This window comes from Anaerocaecibacter muris, from assembly GCF_943192945.1.
GTDB classification, from domain to species: Bacteria; Bacillota; Clostridia; order Christensenellales; family Pumilibacteraceae; genus Anaerocaecibacter; species Anaerocaecibacter muris.
On the sequence record NZ_CALPCE010000009.1, the window covers coordinates 32,851 to 50,059 of the forward strand.

12 protein-coding genes are annotated in these 17,209 nt (G+C 53.9%); 1 reads left to right on the plus strand and 11 read right to left on the minus strand.

What is annotated here, in order from left to right:
- Positions 1 to 212: 212 nt before the first annotated feature.
- From NFR57_RS08060 to adhE, 6 genes are all read right to left on the minus strand, one after another.
- The gene (locus tag NFR57_RS08060) at positions 213 to 1,658 is read right to left on the minus strand and encodes a 4Fe-4S dicluster domain-containing protein (RefSeq protein WP_251183331.1); all 1,446 of its coding nucleotides are present in this window, start codon (positions 1,656 to 1,658) and stop codon (positions 213 to 215) included.
- Between the two features lie 21 nt (positions 1,659 to 1,679).
- Positions 1,680 to 2,840, minus strand: a complete 1,161-nt coding sequence (locus NFR57_RS08065; protein ID WP_251183332.1) for a SpoIIE family protein phosphatase — start codon at positions 2,838 to 2,840, stop codon at positions 1,680 to 1,682.
- Complete coding sequence (locus NFR57_RS08070) at positions 2,837 to 4,570, minus strand: [Fe-Fe] hydrogenase large subunit C-terminal domain-containing protein (protein WP_251183333.1); 1,734 nt, start codon at positions 4,568 to 4,570, stop codon at positions 2,837 to 2,839. The genes NFR57_RS08065 and NFR57_RS08070 overlap by 4 nt, the downstream gene beginning before the upstream one ends.
- A gap of 3 nt (positions 4,571 to 4,573) precedes the next feature.
- A complete protein-coding gene (locus NFR57_RS08075; protein WP_251183334.1) occupies positions 4,574 to 4,819 on the minus strand; it encodes a (2Fe-2S) ferredoxin domain-containing protein in 246 nt (81 codons plus the stop codon).
- A gap of 234 nt (positions 4,820 to 5,053) precedes the next feature.
- A complete protein-coding gene (locus NFR57_RS08080; RefSeq protein WP_251183335.1) occupies positions 5,054 to 5,797 on the minus strand; it encodes a phosphotransferase family protein in 744 nt (247 codons plus the stop codon).
- A gap of 2 nt (positions 5,798 to 5,799) precedes the next feature.
- Complete coding sequence (gene adhE, locus NFR57_RS08085) at positions 5,800 to 8,400, minus strand: bifunctional acetaldehyde-CoA/alcohol dehydrogenase (RefSeq protein ID WP_251183336.1); 2,601 nt, start codon at positions 8,398 to 8,400, stop codon at positions 5,800 to 5,802.
- Positions 8,401 to 8,623: 223 nt separating this feature from the next.
- Between adhE and NFR57_RS08090 the strand changes: the two genes are divergently transcribed.
- A complete protein-coding gene (locus tag NFR57_RS08090; protein WP_251183337.1) occupies positions 8,624 to 9,559 on the plus strand; it encodes an aldo/keto reductase in 936 nt (311 codons plus the stop codon).
- A gap of 128 nt (positions 9,560 to 9,687) precedes the next feature.
- Here the strand turns inward: NFR57_RS08090 and NFR57_RS08095 are convergent, their stop codons facing one another.
- The 5 genes from NFR57_RS08095 to ileS all read right to left on the minus strand — a co-directional run bounded on the left by NFR57_RS08095 (position 9,688) and on the right by ileS (position 17,206).
- Positions 9,688 to 10,629, minus strand: coding sequence for a LacI family DNA-binding transcriptional regulator (locus NFR57_RS08095; protein WP_251183338.1), 942 nt, complete (start codon positions 10,627 to 10,629; stop codon positions 9,688 to 9,690).
- A 271-nt stretch (positions 10,630 to 10,900) separates the two neighbouring features.
- Complete coding sequence (locus NFR57_RS08100) at positions 10,901 to 12,313, minus strand: hypothetical protein (protein ID WP_251183339.1); 1,413 nt, start codon at positions 12,311 to 12,313, stop codon at positions 10,901 to 10,903.
- 24 nt (positions 12,314 to 12,337) lie between these two features.
- A complete protein-coding gene (locus NFR57_RS08105) occupies positions 12,338 to 13,186 on the minus strand; it encodes a pseudouridine synthase (protein WP_338022277.1) in 849 nt (282 codons plus the stop codon).
- Positions 13,187 to 13,229: 43 nt separating this feature from the next.
- Positions 13,230 to 14,117 carry a class I SAM-dependent methyltransferase gene (locus NFR57_RS08110; RefSeq protein ID WP_251183340.1) on the minus strand — a complete coding sequence of 296 codons (888 nt, stop codon included), beginning with the start codon at positions 14,115 to 14,117 and terminating at the stop codon, positions 13,230 to 13,232.
- Positions 14,111 to 17,206, minus strand: coding sequence for an isoleucine--tRNA ligase (gene ileS, locus NFR57_RS08115; protein WP_251183341.1), 3,096 nt, complete (start codon positions 17,204 to 17,206; stop codon positions 14,111 to 14,113). Before ileS ends, NFR57_RS08110 begins: the two co-directional genes overlap by 7 nt.
- Between the last annotated feature and the right edge of the window lie 3 nt (positions 17,207 to 17,209).

The window sequence follows — 17,209 nt, forward strand, 5'->3', positions numbered from 1 at the left end:
ATAAATTTTAAACGCCGCCGCGCGTCAAAATTGCGCGCAAAGCAATAGAGCTGTCGCCGCAACCGTTCCCAATTTATCAAATGCATATACAAAAAAATCGCACAAAAAAAGAGAGCAACGCGTGCGAAGCTCTCTCGAAAATTTTTATATTTTTTGTCTTATGTTATTGCAATATCGCGGCGGATATTTTTGCCGCGTCGTTATGCTATAACTTACTCGTCCGATTTGTTTCCCTTTGCAAGCTCGTAAAGTTTGACGGAATTTTCCACCGTCTTTTCTTTCGCCATTGCGCCGTATTTATTGACGTCGGTAAGGCTTTTAGGTCCGTGGTGCAAGCACAGCGCGCCGTTCACGCACCCTCCGTCGCACGCCATGCCCTCAAAGAAGTTGTACGGCGACTTATTCACCTTTAACATCAACAGTTGTTTCTTGCACTCGTCAAGCCCGCTCATGGCGATAGGTTTCGCCTCGAACCCGCGCTCTTTTGCAAGGTCGGTAACGCCCTCGACAATGCCGCCCGACCGCGCGAAAATTCTGCCGTAATAGGACGCATTGTCCAGCGCTGTGTCGGGAAGCGTGGACACGTCGATATTGCGCGCATCCAAAAACGCTTGCAATTCCTCGAACGAAATCACGCAGTCGATAAAGTCTTTGGCTTTGTCCGACTTGAACTCGAATTTTTTGGACGTGCACGGTCCGACAAAAATAACCTTGCCCGTGGGGTCGAGCGCCTTTAACAGCTTGCCCGCCATGACCATGGGCGACGGCGTGTCGGATATGTACTTGGCAAGTTCGGGGAAGTTAATCTGTATGTATTTTACAAAACTCGGACAGCACGACGTGGTGAGCGTGCCGCGCTCTTTAAGCTCGTCCGCTTCGTGATCGAGCGTCAAGTCCGCGCCGATAGCCGTTTCCACGACTTGGAAAAATCCGAGCTTGCTCATGCCCGTAATTACCTGTTCGATACGCGCGTAATTGAACTGCGCGACAATAGCGGGCGCGATAATCGCGTACACTTTATACTTGGTGTTGTTCTCCGAGTTTTTGAGAATATCGAGCGCGTCGAGTATATACGATTTATCGGAAATCGCGCCGAACGGACACTGATACACGCACGCGCCGCAACCGACGCACTTGTCGTTGTCTATAACCGCTTTTTTATCGGCGTTGACCTTGATTGCATTGGCTTTACAGCTCAAAACGCAAGGGCGCTTTTGCAAAATTATAGCATTGTACGGACAAGCCTGCGTGCATCTTCCGCACTCTATGCACTTTTCCTTATCGACGACGGCGTGCTTGCCTTCTATCTTAATAGCCTGTTTGGGGCAAACCTCGATACAGCGGTGCGAAATGCACCCCCTGCACGCGGGCGTGACGAAAACGCCGTCCACGGGACACTCGTCGCACGCTATGTCAATGACTTCGACGACGTTCTTATTGTCCTTGTCGCCGCCCATTGCGAGCTTTAACCGCTCTTGAAGAATAGCGCGTTCCTTATAAACGCAACAGCGCAAGCTGGCTTGCGGTCCCGGCATTATCTTAATGGGAATGTCGTGAAAAATTTCGTTGTTAAGTCCGTTGTCATACGCTTTGATTAGTTCCTTAATCACCTCGTATTTTATCTGTTGAACGGTAGTATCGAATAATCTGTTTTGCATGATTTTCCTTTATTGTGTCGTTTAGTTGTAGCGAACGGCGACGTTCTTGCCCATGAGTTTGAGATTTGCGGCAAGTTTGTCAATCAGTTTGAGTTTCATGGTCGTTTCTATATCGAGCCCGTCGTGCGCATGGTTGTGCGACTGTCCGACAAAAAAGTTGACGTCCGTCGAATCCTCGAACAGCAGCTTTGCAAGCAGCGTCGCGCCGTCGCGCTTATCCAACGTCTTTGCGGCATAGTCCGCGGGATTGAGATACTTTTCGGATAATTCCAGCACCCGCCGCACCGTAATAACGCCCTCGGTCGTCAGGTCGATACCCTCTATATACCCTATCGGCGGAATATCGCGATCGGGAAATTCAAAACTCGTGCGCACCTCTTTGCCGAGCTGTCGCGCGACAATCTGCGAGCTTGTTCCGCCGCAAACCGCTTTTTTCCCGGGCATCGCCATAAAGTCCGCGACGTATGCCGCGTCGTCCTCTTTTTTGATAGGCGGTCCGACAAACACCGACGTCGGCGCGTGTTCGCGCACCTTAATGCTCAATACCGTGGTGTCGTCCCCCGGCATGTCCATGTACAGCTCGTTGCACTCGCCCGCGAGCGTTGCGGATATGGCGCGTGCCGACATGTTGGGTTTTACCGCGCGGCGCAGATAGTCTTTAATCTGCGGGCGTTCCCACCCGAAGTTCATGAGCATGCCTATTCCCGCATGCTCCACGCCGTCGCTCGTTATTACAAGCGCGTCGTTAGCTTTAAGATCGAGTTCGGTTGTGTACACGTTTTTCCCGCACACGACCGACTTGACGCGCGGCAGATCGCTTACTTCGCCGTTGCGCAACAACAGCGCCGCAGGGTTATCGAACTCCAAAAGTTCGCCCTTGCCCTCGCCGTTGATATGGCAGACCGAAAACGTAGCGTAAGCGACGTTGCGCACCTTGCACACGGGCAAAGATGCGATAAGCGTTTCTATACAGTCGGTAATGGGTATGCCCGCCGACAACATAGTGCAAAGTATTTTGGACGAGAGCGTGGCGAGAATATTGGCTTTAACGCCGCTTCCCATGCCGTCGCAAAGCACGGCGGTAATCCAATCGCCGCTCTTCGCGCACTCCACGCGGTCGCCGCAAAGCTCTTCGCCGACGTGGTTTAACGAGGTATAGCCTCTATCGATAAAGTAACTCAACTCTCTTTTTCCTTTAACATCGCGTCTTTGAGTTTGAGCAAAGCGACCTTTGTTTCCGCGGTCGTTTCGCCGAGCAACGAAGCGATTTCCTGCGCAACGCGCATTTGCTTTTCTATAACCGTGCCCGTGACGGCAAGCGTATCGCGCTTGACCTTGTCGAGTTCGTCGTCGTAATTGACCCTGTCCGTAATATCGGTGAGCACGACGAGAACGGACTTTTCTTTGGCAAGCGGTACAATGTTAATATCGGCGTACCTGCCCGTCTTTTCCAGCTTTTGTTTTTCGACGTAAGCGGAATTGCCGCTCTCCGCGGCTTTGAACACCGCCGACGGGTCGAAGCAATCGAAAATATACTCGGGCGAAGCTATGCCCAGCATGGACTGCGCCCTGCGATTGATTTCGGTGATTTTAAGATCGCCGTTGCAAACGATAATACCGTTGGGGCTGTGCTCGATAATTACGTTGCCCATAGACTCCGCTTTCTCGCGCATGTACGGCACGCACATTTCCACTTCCGCATAACCGTTGATAACTGCCCACGCTTTTTCGCGACAGGTCGAGTATCCGCACGCGCCGCAGTTGAGTTCGTCCGACGGTTTGGTCTTGCCCGTGCTCGCGAGCACCGCGCGAACTTCGTCCTCGGACGGGATACGGTCGCCCGCCGTCTTTGCCTTATGCTCGGCGCGAATATCGGGATAATCGTCAACCGCGTCCGGCGGCATGCTGTTGGTGTAGCCGCGCACCATGACGTTGGCTTCTACGCTCCCGCCCGCACGCTTGATAGAACACGGTCCGTTTACGCACGCGCCCTCGCAAGCGTTAATTTCCAAGAACACGCCTTTGACGCCGCGCAAATCTTCGAGCGCCTGATCGAGCCGCGAAACGCCGTCCACCGCTATGTATTCATAGCCCGCGGGGAACTCGTCGAACGACTTGATTATGCCGCGCGAAATGGGATAGAACTTGGCGCGCATTTCCCCGTTCTTGGGCGCGACGCACGCCGCCGCTTCCTTACTGCCGCCGCATGCGCAACCGCGTTCGGGCTTTGGTTCGCTACCTTTTGCGACAGAGTTGTCCTCGACGGAAATATTGTGTTTTTGGAACAGTGCGGACAGCTCCTCGAACGTCAACGCGCCCGCAAGCACGCCGCTCTCTTTTGCCTCGCGCTTCTTGGCGATACACGGTCCGACAAACACGACCGAACAATCGGGGAACCTCGACTTTAAGATCTTGGCGTGCGCTATCATGGGCGAATCGACGGGCGCGAGGAATTTAAGCACGTCGTGGTGATAAAGTTCGATCGCACGGTTGACCGCAGGGCACGCCGAAGTGATAAAGTTTTCGTACTTGCCAGATTTAAGCAGTTTTTTGTATTCCGCAGTGACCGCCGCCGCGCCTTCCGACGTTTCAAACGCGTCCGCAAAGCCCAGAGCTTTGAGCGCGGCGCGGAACGGCTCGAACGCGCGCATGCCGAACGACGACACGAACGCGGGCGCGACCGAAGCGATAACGCGCTTGTTCTTTGCCAAAAGCTGTTCGATATTTTGCGCGTCGTTATGAACGCTCTTTGCGTTCTGCGGACAGACAAGCGTACAATGCCCGCAAAGAATACAACGGCTTTCTATAATCTTCGCCTGTTCGTCACGCGCGTCGATAGCCTTAACGGGGCACGACCGCAAACACTTGTAACAGTTTTTGCAATCGGCTTTTTGAAAATCCAAATAGAACATAGTTTAACTCACAAGCGGCAGAATTTCGTTTTCAAACTTTTCTTCCGCATTTGCGCCGTTTACGTTTAGTATGTAGCTATTGTCCGCCTTGACAGCAACGCCGTCTGAACAACGTCCGAGACAGAAGCAAGCGCGCAATTCCACCTTATCGCCCAAGCCATGCTTTTCGATAAGGCGTTTAAACGCCTCGATTACGTCGTAAGAGCCCTTTAAGTGACACGAGCTGCCCACGCATACGCTTAAAACCATAAAATTTACCGCCTTTATAACTTTGGTATTTTTAAAGCAATTCCCTGCTTTTATAGACGTGCGGCGCAATCACACAAAAACTATATAATTACGCCGCACCGTTTCTCCCACATATTTGTTTAATGACAAAATTTATCTTTTGCAATCAGTAGTGTAGTTGTTGTAAAGAACACTGCTTAACGCAGTATATGCCGAAAACGATAGCAAGATTGCGCACGAGCTTTTTCGACGCACTTATTCGTATTGGCAAACGTCTACCCACTTACCCAACATTTCGCGTTCATGCGGCTTGCCCTTTGCCATTTGCGACGCGGCAACAATGGGCAACCACTGATCGACGTACTGACGCGCGGTGTCCGACTTTTTGCAGAACAGCGTCATGTAGTCTTCCGCGGTCTTGTCGTCGCCTGCCAGCTTGAACAGCAAGTACGTGCGCGCGGTGTCCGCCGAAGCATTGCCGACCGTCGCGTGCGACCAGTCGATAACGCAAGCTCTGTCGTCATTTGTTATAATGACGTTGGACGGGTTAAAGTCGCCGTGGCACAGTTTGTTATGCTTGGGCATGCCGCCGAGCCGAACGTGCAGTTCGTAACGCGTGGTTGCGTCCAGTCCCGACAAGTCGATCTTGCGGTCGAACTTGGCGCGCTGTTTGTTGAGTTCGGGCGACGTGAGCGAGTGCATGGAAAGCTGAATATCGATAAGCCGAGTTACGTACTCCAAACGCTTGGCGGGGTTTTCCGCAATGAGCGTTGCGAGCGACTTGCCCTCGACGTAGTCCATGACGATGGCGAGCCTGCCGTCATCCAGCTTTTTAACCTCGTGCACTTTGGGGATAAACAATCCCGTTTCTTCGACGCGCGTCTGGTTGAGCGCCTCATTGAAAATATCCGATTTTTTGTAGTCCGCCGCGAAAACTTTATAGCAAAGATCGCCGTCGCGGTACACCGCTTTATTGGGTCTTTTTGCAATTTCGTTCATCGTTATTTACCCTCCTTACCGTAGTAAGCGTTAAGATACATCTGTTTGATTTCCGCGATCATGGGATAGCGGGGGTTCGCGCCCGTGCACTGATCGTCGAACGCGTCGCGGCTCATTTTGTCGAGCTGTTCGAGGAACTTATCTTCCGGAACGCCCGCCGCCTTAATGCTCTCGGGCAAGCCCACCTCCTTGCGCAGGTCTGCGAGCTTATCGAGCAATTTTTCAAACTTCTCCTCGTCGGTCTTGCCCTTAATGCCGACAAGTTCCGCAACCTCGGCGTAACGGCGCAAACATACGGGGTGATCGTACTGCGGGAAAGTACCCATTTTTGCGGGCGCTTCGGCGGCGTTGAACCGCATAACTTCGTTCAAGAGCAACGCGTTAGCCATGCCGTGCGGCAAGTGGTGATACGAGCCGAGCTTGTGCGCCATGGAGTGGCAAACACCGAGGAACGCATTGGCGAACGCCATGCCCGCCATGGTAGCGGCGTAAGCCATTTCCGCGCGCGCGGTTTCGTCCGAGCCGTTTTTGTAGGCGACGGGCAAATACTCGAATATAAGTTTAATCGCCTCTTTCGCCATGCCGTTGGCAAAGTCGCTGGACATGACGGAAGCAACCGCTTCGAGCGCATGAACCATAGCGTCGTAACCGGAGTTGGCGGTCAAGCCCTTGGGTATGCTCATCATGAGTTCGGGATCGCAGATCGCCATCTTCGGCAAAAGCTCGTAATCGGCAATCGGGTATTTAAGCCCGCTCGTTTCGTCGGTGATAACCGCGAACGGCGTAACCTCGGAACCGGTACCCGCAGTGGTCGCAATAGCGACGAAGTACGCCTTTTTACCCATTTCGGGGAAGCGATAGACGCGCTTTCTTATATCCATAAAGCGCATAGCCATGTCCGCGAAATCGACTTCGGGATGTTCGTACAGCATCCACATAATCTTGCCCGCGTCGAGCGCACTGCCGCCGCCGAGCGCGACAATCGTGTCGGGCTCGAAAGAGCGCATTGCCGCCGCACCCTTCTTTGCCGAAGCCAAGGTCGGGTCGGGCTGAACGTCGGAGAACGTGGTGTTGACAATGCCCATTTCGTTGAGCCTGTCGCTTACGCGCTTGCTGAAACCGCTCTTAAACAAGAATTCGTCGGTGACAATGAACACGCGCTTTTTGCCCATGTCTTTAAGCTCTTGCAAAGCGACGGGCATGCACCCTTTTTTGAAGTACACCTTTTCGGGCGCGCGGAACCACAGCATATTCTCTCTCCTTTTTGCCACTGTCTTGTAGTTCAACAAATGTTTGACCGAAACGTTTTCGGAAACGGAGTTGCCGCCCCACGACCCGCAACCGAGCGTGAGCGACGGACGAAGTTTAAAGTTATAAATGTCGCCGATACCGCCTTGCGCCGCGGGCGTGTTGACGAGTATACGGCAGGTTTTCATCAAATCGCCGAACGCCGCAATCTTGTCCTTTGCGGTGTGTTCGTTGGCGTAAATAACCGAGGTGTGACCGAAGCCGCCGTCGGCAACCAGTTTTTCCGCTTTTTTAAGCGCGTCGTCAAAAGATTCGGCTTTGTACATGGCGAGCACGGGCGAAAGTTTTTCGTGCGCAAACGGCTCCGAAATTTCGACGGACTCGACTTCGCCGACGAGTATGCGCGCCGATTCGGGCGCTTCGAAGCCGCAAAGCCGCGCAATCGCAGGCGCGCTCTGTCCGACTATCTTCGCGTTGACCGAACCGTTAATCAGTATCGTGCCGCGCACTTTGTCTATTTCCTCGGCGTTGAGGAAGTACGCGCCGCGGTAAGCGATTTCCTTTTTGAACGCGTCGTAAACGTCGCTCATGACAATGACCGACTGTTCGGACGCGCAGATCATGCCGTTGTCGAACGACTTGCTGTGCAGGACGGAAGAAGCCGCGAGCTTGATATCCGCCGAACTGTCTATAATAACGGGAGTATTGCCCGCGCCCACGCCGACGGCGGGTTTGCCGGAGCTGTACGCCGCGCGCACCATGCCGGGACCGCCCGTTGCGAGGATAAGATCGCTACCGCTCATGACCGCCGCGGAAAGCGCGACGCTCGGCACGTCTATCCAGCCGATAATACCCTCGGGCGCGCCCGCTTTGACAGCCGCGTCGAGAACGGTGCGAGCCGCCGCAATCGTGCAGTTCTTTGCGCGCGGGTGCGGCGAGAAAATAAGACCGTTGCGCGTTTTGAGCGCGAGCAACGCTTTGAATATAGCGGTGGACGTGGGGTTGGTCGTGGGAACGATAGCCGCAACGACGCCGACGGGCTCCGCCAAAACTTCTACACCGAACGAATCGTCGGTTTCCACAACGTCGCAGGTTTTGACGTCGCGGTAAGCGTTATAAATGTACTCGGCGGCATAGTGGTTTTTTATAACCTTGTCCTCGACAATGCCCATGCCCGTTTCCGAAACAGCCATTTCCGCAAGGTCGAGTCTTGCCTTGTCCGCAGCGGTAGCCGCCGCCAAAAAAATCTTATCGACTTGTTCTTGCGTGTACGTCGCAAACTTGGCTTGCGCCGCGCGCACGCGCTTGATGAGTTCGTTAAGTGATTGCTCATCTTGTACAATGAGTTCGTTCATAATACCTCCAATTATGCTTTACTATATTATGCGATATTTTAATTCGCTTGTCAAGCGGTTGCAAGAAATTCGGCGGTTTATGTAACATTTTCCGCGCGCCGCGCCCTTTGATTTCCCTTTGTTTTTCTTTGCGCAACCGCGAGCTTATCTTTTGCGGTTTTGTCGCCGCGCGAATTTTGAAAACGCTATTGCATTTTGCCCCGCCGTGTGCTATAATTACCGCATGAAATACACGGACATAGGCGGAATACGCGCGAGCAGACTTTGTTTGGGCAACATGCGGATTGCGGACAAGCCGATCGAAAATATCGAACGGCTTGTAAACGTCGCGCTCGATATGGGTGTAAACATGTTCGACCATGCGGATATTTACGGCGGCGGCACGTGCGAAAGCATGTACGGCGAACTTATAAAAAGAACGCCGTCGTTGCGCAAACGCATGGTAATTCAGACCAAGTGCGGAATATGCGCGGGTCGGTACGATTTGAGTTACAACCATATCGTTCAATCGGCAAACGGATCGCTTGCGCGCCTGCGCACCGACTATATAGACGTGCTGTTGTTGCACCGCCCCGATACTCTTATGCGCGCGGAACAAATAGCGCGCGCGTTTGACGAACTGGAAAAAAGCGGCAAGGTCCGAGTGTTCGGCGTCAGCAATTTCTCGGCGCAACAAATTGACTACCTTCAACAGTCGCTCAATCAAAAACTGTACTTCAACCAACTGCAATTAAGCCCGACTTACTGCCCTATTATAGATTACGGAATAAACGTAAACACGCCCGTCGCGTGCGACGTTTCGGGCGGCGCGCTCGAATACTGCCGCAAAAACGGCGTTACAATACAGACTTACGGCACAATGCAATGTTCGTTCACCGACGATACGGGATACTTTTATTCGGGCGCGTTCAATACCGAGCACGCCGATAAAAAATACTTCGCGCTCAATTTCATGCTCGGCGGACTGGCGCAAAAATACGGCGTAACGCCCGAAGCGGTCGCAGTCGCGTGGGTGCTGCACCACCCCGCAGGCATGCAAGCGATTATAGGCACTACGCTCGATAAGCGGCTCGCGCTGTACAAGGACTGTTGCGAAGTGCCGTTGACCGACACGGAGTGGTACGACATATATAAAGCCGCGGGACACTCCTTGCCCTAACCGTCGCGCGCGTCAAATATATACGCGCCTATAAAATCCAAAAACACAGCCTATTATAAATGTGCAATCAATACTCGAAACAAAAAACCGCCGCGGGACTACCTCCGACGACGGCTTTTATTTTATATTTATTTGACCTTGACGACCTCGACGGGAAACACCTTGCGGCTCGGTTGCGCACCGCCATTTATGACCATGTCCGCAATAATATCCGCCGCGCTGTCCGTCATAGCTACGATGTCGCCGCACACGGTGTTGACCTTTTTGTAGATGGGCAAATATCTGAACACGCCGTCCACTCCGAAAACGGTCGCGTCGGGATAACCCGCCCTGTCCAGCTCGCCCGCTACCGCCGCGGCGACCTCGTCGTTGTAGCAGAATATAAAATCGTTGTCGCTCTGTATCAGCTTGTCGCGCAAGCCCTCGTCGGCGGCGACGTATTCGTCGCAAGTCGCGCCCGTCTCCGCAAGCGCGCGAGCAAAACCGTCGCGCCGCAGTCTGTCGCTTTCGCCGCAGTTACAACCGACGTAACAGGGTCGGCGTTTTTCAGATTCGGCAAACGCCTTTGCGACAAGCTCTCCGCATGCGCGGTCGTCCACGCCCACCGAACTGACGGCGCTGTCGGAAGTATTGCCCATTACGAGAAGCGGGGTGCCCCCCCCCCCCTTACAATACTCCTTTATGTCGTCGTCGGGGTCGAAAAACGAAATTACCGCACACACTCTGTTTGCTTTTATGTCCGCGAGCAACGCCCCGCGCCTGTCGCCGCGCGCTATCATTAAGATAGGTATAAATCCCTTGTCGCGCAACCGCCTTACGAGCATATCCGAGGCAGCCGCCACAAACGGGTCGGTCAGCGACGAAGCGACAAGCGCGATAAGATTGGTCTTGCCATAACGCAAACTTCCCGCAATGTTATCGGGCACGTAATTAAGTTCCGCGGCAATGCGCTTAATCTTTTCCTTCGTTTCGTCGCCTATATCCGCACAGTCGCGCAAGGCGCGCGATACGGTGTTTGCAGAGCAATTTGCCGCCGCCGCAATATCTTTCAATTTTACAGTTCCTGCCATAACTTCCCCGATCCTCAATAGTACGGTTCGAGCCGCGACGAGGTTTCCCGCCGACGGAATAAATCGACTTGCCTTATAGCAACGTGCCGAATTAAATTTACATTAACCGTAATGTTTTTATTATATACACAAATTCAACGCTTGTCAAGCATAATCCGAATATTTGCGCTGTTTAAAATAACAACGCCGCCGCGACGAAAAAACGACGCGACGGCATTTGTATATTATTGTTTTTAATTATGTTGCGACGGTTGAAAACCGCGCCCTATTATTACAACTCGCGTATGCCCAAACTGCCGAGGAAGTCGGCGGCGGTCTGACCGTCGAACACGGCGGTTGACGCGAGTATCTTTTCGCAAACCGCGTCTATCTCGTCGTGAATATTGAGTTTGGCTTCGAGCTTGCTAACCGTGCCGCCCTGCGCTTTGAGCAGACGCTCGACCGTTTTTGCGAGCGGGATTTTTGTTTCTTTCGGGTCGAACGGGAGCGTTCCGTCAAGATAGAGTTGCGCGGTTTTAAGCTCTTCCGACAGCTTGGTGGGAAGAACGAAATAACCGAGAATATCGGTAATGGACAGCGCGCCCGCCTTTATTTCCTCGTAATCCGCCGCCATGCGCGGGCGTTTTAACGCAGTCGAACGCAACACAATATCGAACGTATATTTGCCGTTTATCTTGCGGCAAACCGCACTGCAAAAATTCTTCGTTCCGTCGTTGACGATACGATCGTCCGAGTATTTTTTCCACGCGGATATTAACAAGTCCGCAAACTCCACCGTTTTTTCGAGGTTTGAGTGCGCGAAGCGGATAACCGTGGAATACCAATCGGCAATGCCCATTTCCAAATACGGATAGTCCTGCGATTTGAGTCGAGTTCTGATGCCCTGCCGAAGCATGGGCGCGGTGCGGAAGCCCGTTTTAAAATGCTCGTGCGCGGTGTTGGACGCGCCGCCGTTTTCGACCGCCGAATCCATGCCGACAAAGCCGTCCGCGCCGATAAAGTCCGCGGCGAGCGCGAGCTTTTTCATAGCGGTTTTGCCGCCTTCGGACGCGACGTGTTCGCCGTTTACAAGCACGCCGTGCTTGTCGAAGTACTGATGCCGCGACGGCGCGTAAAACCACTCCTCGCCGTCTATGTCCGCGGACACCGTGCGCATATTCGCCCTGCCGATATAGCCCTCGTTCTCGCGGCACAGCGCGCACTTGGGATATTTGTCGGTGGTCGCTTGCGGCATGACGTTGATTATTATTTCGATTTTGCTTTTAAGCTCTTTGGCTTCCCAGCGGTCGTTTTTGGCGCACTCGTCGGGATCGACATAGCCCGATTTCACGCTGTATTCGTACAGGAAATCGAACGCCTTTTGCTTGTTGACCGCATAAGTATCGGCAAACAGGTCGTTAAGCTCGGACGGTTTAAGCATAAGCGCGTCGAGAATATCCGCTTTAAGTGCGGAAACGCCGTCGTCGCCTACAATCTTTTGCTCGACGGCATACGCGAGCACGGGCGCGAGCAGTGCATTGGGATTGGTCGCCGCTTCCACGTCCTCGGCGGGTTCGACCGGCTCGAAGTCGGTTATTTTGAGCATGTTGCAAATGCGCCGCGCGGCTTGGCTCGCGTCAAGCTCGTCCAAAAGCAAATGCGCCTGACCGTATGCCAACAGATTGGAAATCTCTTGATTTAACATGATATATATTCTCCTTGAATTGTTTTACTTAAAGTAGTGCCCGCCGTCCTGCGGTCGGACTATGTCCGTGAGCGATTCGGTGTCGAACTCCGTCCACGGAAACTCCTGCGGCGGCGCGGCGAGAAATTTCATTTTGTCGCCGCTTGTCGGGTGCGGGAACGAAAGTTTATACGCCCACAACGCAAGGTGCGGACTTTTGACAAGTTTGTCGCCGCCGTATCTGCCGTCGCCCACAATCGGACAGCCGAGCGCTTTTAACTGTACGCGCGCTTGGTGCGTTCTGCCCGTTATCAGTTTGACGCGCACAAGCGACAGTCCGTCGCGTTCGTCCAAAATTTCTATTTCGGATACCGCCTTTTTTGCGCCTTCGAGCGACGACGGCGCGATAGTTACGGTGTTGGCTTGCGCGTCTTTGACCAAGTAGTGTTCCACCCTGCCCGTTCGGTTAGGTCTGCCGACCACGACCGCGGCGTAAGTCTTTTCAAACTCGCCGTCGTCCGAACGGATTTGCTCGCACAACCGCGCCGCGGCTTTGCTTGTCTTTGCAAAAACCATAACGCCGCCCGTCGGACGGTCGAGCCTGTGCACAAGCCCCAAATACGCGTTACCCTGCTTGTTGTACTTTTTGACAAGATAGTCTTTGAGCCGCGTGAGCAAATCCTCGTCGCCGCTCGAATCCGCCTGCGTGGGAACGTTTTGCGGTTTTAGCACGACAAGCAAATGATTGTCCTCGTACAAAACTGTTATACCGCCGTCCTCGCCGTTATCCGCGCCGTCGCGCTTGCGCACAACGTCTTTAACGTCCAAACGCAGTTTTACTTTTTTTGCCGACGTCTTGACGTCGGGTTTGAATTTGTCGTCGTTATAAGCCACTTATAGCTCCTTGAAAATGTACGTTCGACGCGCCCGCGCCGAATTATATTGATAGTTTATCCCGCGATGTATGCACCGCCGAGGACTGCCATAATCCGCTACACCCGCACGGCAACGCTATATCTCGCTCCGTTGGCAAGCACACTTCATACGCTTGGACTGCGCCGCGCGGGAGATTAAGCGTAAGTATATTTGCAATGGTCTGCGGTTGCAAGCCCGTCGTGTAGCTGTTAATCAAAAAGAACGTCGGATTGTCAAGCAACTTTGCCGTGAGCGACACAAGGTCGAAAATATCGTCCTCCATGCGCCACACCTCGCCGCTCGCGCCCCTGCCGTAGCTGGGCGGGTCCATGACGACCGCGTCGTACATTTTGCCGCGCTTGATTTCGCGCGCGACGAACTTTTTGCAGTCGTCTATTATAAAGCGCGTGTTTTCGGTCGGTGCTTTGTTAAGCGCGCAGTTTTGCCGCGCTCTGTCAACCATGCCCTTCGCCGCGTCCACGTGCGTGACGTGCGCGCCGCTTTCGGCAAGCACTGCGGTAGACGCGCCCGTATAAGCGAAAAGATTGAGTATTCTCGGCTTTTCGCCGCGCGCCGCTTTGTCCTTTACAATCGCCGACAGCTTGTCCCAGTTGACCGCCTGTTCGGGAAACAAGCCCGTGTGCTTAAAGCCCGTCGGCTTGACGTAAAAGGAGTACTTGCGCCAATCGACCGTCCACTGTTCGGGCATAGGCTTGTTTACAATCCACCTGCCCCCGCCGTTCCTGTCGCGCTCGTACCGAGCATGACAGTCGAACTTGCCGTAATCGACGGTCGCGCGCCAAATGGCTTGCGGGTCGGGTCGAAGCAAAGTAACGTTTTTCCAGCGTTCCAGTTTCAGCCCGTCGCCGCTGCCGAGAATTTTATAATCGTTCCAGTCGGGAGCTAACATTTTTCCACCGCGAGCGTTGCGGCATGCCCGTTCACGTCGGCGTTTTCCGCGCCGTCGCAATCGCCTTGCAACCGCTTGACCGACGTTGCGAGCGTGACTTTTGCAATGCGCTCGCCATGCGCCTCGAATACTTTTTGTATAAACTCGTCGCCCGACCACAAAAGCGTTATTCTGTCGGTGACTTCAAGTCCGCGCGTCTTGCGCAAGGTCTGAACCTTGGAAATTATTTCGCGCGCGCCGCCCTCTATAAGCAACTCGTCGGTGAGCGTTACGTCGAGCGCGACGGTCATGTCGAGATCGGACTCGACCGAATATCCTTCCGCGCCGCGCGTGGAAATGAGCATATCGTCCTTGGTAAGCTCCACCGCCGTGCCGTCCGCATCGAACGCATACGTTCCGCCCGCAAGCGCGACGCGCGCCGCTTGATCGCCGTTAGCCGCAAGATGCGCGCGGATTGAGCCGACCGCCTTGCCGTACTTGGGTCCGACCGTTTTGAGCTGGGGTTTTACGTCGTAACCGGTAAGCTCGGACGCGCCGCCCTTGACTACCTCTTTGACGTTTAGCTCGTCGGCGAGGATATACGAATATTCCTGCGGGAACTCGCCCGCGACAATGACCTTTGCAAGCGTCTGACGATTTTTAAGCCCGCTCTTGTTGCGCGCCGCCCTGCCGAGCTCCGCCGCCTTGATGACGTTTTCCATATCCCGCGACAGCCTGTCGTCGATAAACTTTTCGTCGGCTTTGGGGAAGTCCGCCAAGTGCACGGATACGGGCGCGGTCTTATCGACCGAACACACGATATTGCGGTAGATTTCCTCCGCGATAAAAGGCGTGTAAGGCGCGACCAATCGCGACAGCGTTTGCAACACGGTGTACAGCGTGTAGAACGCCGCGGTCTTGTCCGCGGTCATGCCGCCCGCCCAGTAGCGTTCGCGGCACCGCCGCACGTACCAGTTGGACAACTTGTCGGTAAAGTCGCCTATCGCGCGCGCCGATTCGTACAGTTTGTAATCGGTCAAATCTCCGTCCACCTTTTTGACAAGGCGATTGAGTTCGCCGAGCGCCCATTTGTCCATGAGCGAGTATTCGAGTTTGCGCGCGTCTACCTTTGTCGGGTCGAACCCGTCGATCTCGGCGTACATGACATAAAATGCGTAAGTGTTAAACAGCGTGCCGAGGAATTTGTTTTGCGATTCTGTAACCGCTTTCATGTAGAACCGCGACGGCAGATAAGGCGCGGAATTGGTATAATAATACCACCGCACAGCGTCCGCGCCCGTGACGTCGAGCACCGACCACGGATCGACGACGTTGCCGAGGTGCTTGGACTGCTTTCTGCCCTGTTCGTCCGTCACGTGTCCGAGCACCAAGCAATTCTTAAACGGCGCTTTGTCGAACAACAGCGTCGAAATAACAAGCAACGTATAGAACCAGCCGCGCGTTTGATCGACCGCTTCCGAAATGAAATCGGCGGGAAAAGTCTTTTCAAACACGTCCTTGTTCTCGAACGGATAGTGGTACTGCGCAAACGGCATAGACCCCGAATCGTACCAACAGTCGATAACTTCGGGCGTTCTTTTCATAGTGCCGCCGCACGAACATTTGTACGTCGCGCCGTCGACATACGGCTTGTGCAGTTCTATCTCGCCTTTCAAGCCGCACTTTTCTTTAAGCTCGGCTTTACTGCCGATAGCCTCGGTCTTGCCGCATTTGTCGCACACCCAGATAGGCAGAGGCGTGCCCCAGTACCTGTCGCGCGACAGGCCCCAGTCGATAACATTTTCGAGGAAGTTGCCCATGCGCCCCGTGCCGATAGACTGCGGATACCAGTTGACCGACGCGTTGTTTTTGATAAGTTTATCCTTGACCTCGGTCGTCTTGATAAACCACGACGAACGCGCATAGTAAAGCAACGGAGTGTTGCATCGCCAGCAGAACGGATAGCTGTGCGTGTACATGGGCGCGGACAAAAGCAATCCGCGCTTTTTGAGATCGGTTATAATGTCCTTGTCCGCGTCCTTGCAGAACGCGCCTACAAACTCTTTGGGCGCGGTAAACCGTCCGCGTTCGTCCACCGTTTGAACGAACGGGAGCTTGTACTTTCTGCCGACGCGCGCGTCGTCCTCGCCGAACGCGGGCGCGATATGCACGACGCCCGTGCCCTCTGACAACGTAACGTACCCGTCGCATACTATATAATAGCAGTCCGCGTCGCTCGGCTTGGTGTCGTACAGCGGTTTGTACCGCGTGCCTTCGAGCGCACTGCCTTTGTACGTTCGGAGAATTTTATACTCCTCGAAATGCTTGCCGATAAGCTCTTTTGCAAGTACGTATTTTTGCCCGTCGGACTCTATCAACGCGTACTCGTAGTCGGGATTTACGCACAGCGCGACGTTGGACGACAAAGTCCACGGCGTGGTCGTCCACGCGAGTATGCGCGCGCCGCCCGCAAAGTCGGACTCGAACCCGACTACCGCCGTGCGCTCCGTCACGTCCTTATAGCCCTGCGCCACTTCGTGCGAGGACAACGCCGTGCCGCAACGCGGGCAGTACGGAACAATCTTATGCCCCTTATAAATAAGTCCGCGGTCGAATATGGTTTTGAGCGACCACCAAACCGATTCGATATAATTATCGTCGTAAGTGACATAGGGTTTGTCCATGTCCGCCCAATATCCGACGCGGTCGGACATGCGTTCCCATTCCGACTTGTACTTCCAAACGCTCTGCTTGCATTTTTGGATAAACGGCTCCACGCCGTATTTTTCTATGTCCTGTTTGCCGTCGATATTGAGCGACTTTTCCACTTCCAGCTCGACGGGCAGACCGTGCGTATCCCAGCCCGCTTTGCGCAAAACGTGCTTGCCTTTCATGGTGTGGAACCGCGGAATAATATCCTTCATAGTGCGCGTCAAAACATGCCCGACGTGCGGTTTGCCGTTAGCCGTGGGCGGACCGTCATAGAACGAAAATTCCTCGCCGCCCTCGCGTGCGGTGATGCTCTTATTAAAGACGTCGTTCTCTTTCCAGAACTCGATAACGTTTTTTTCCATTGCCACGGGATCGTAGCCGTTTACCTTCTTATACATAAC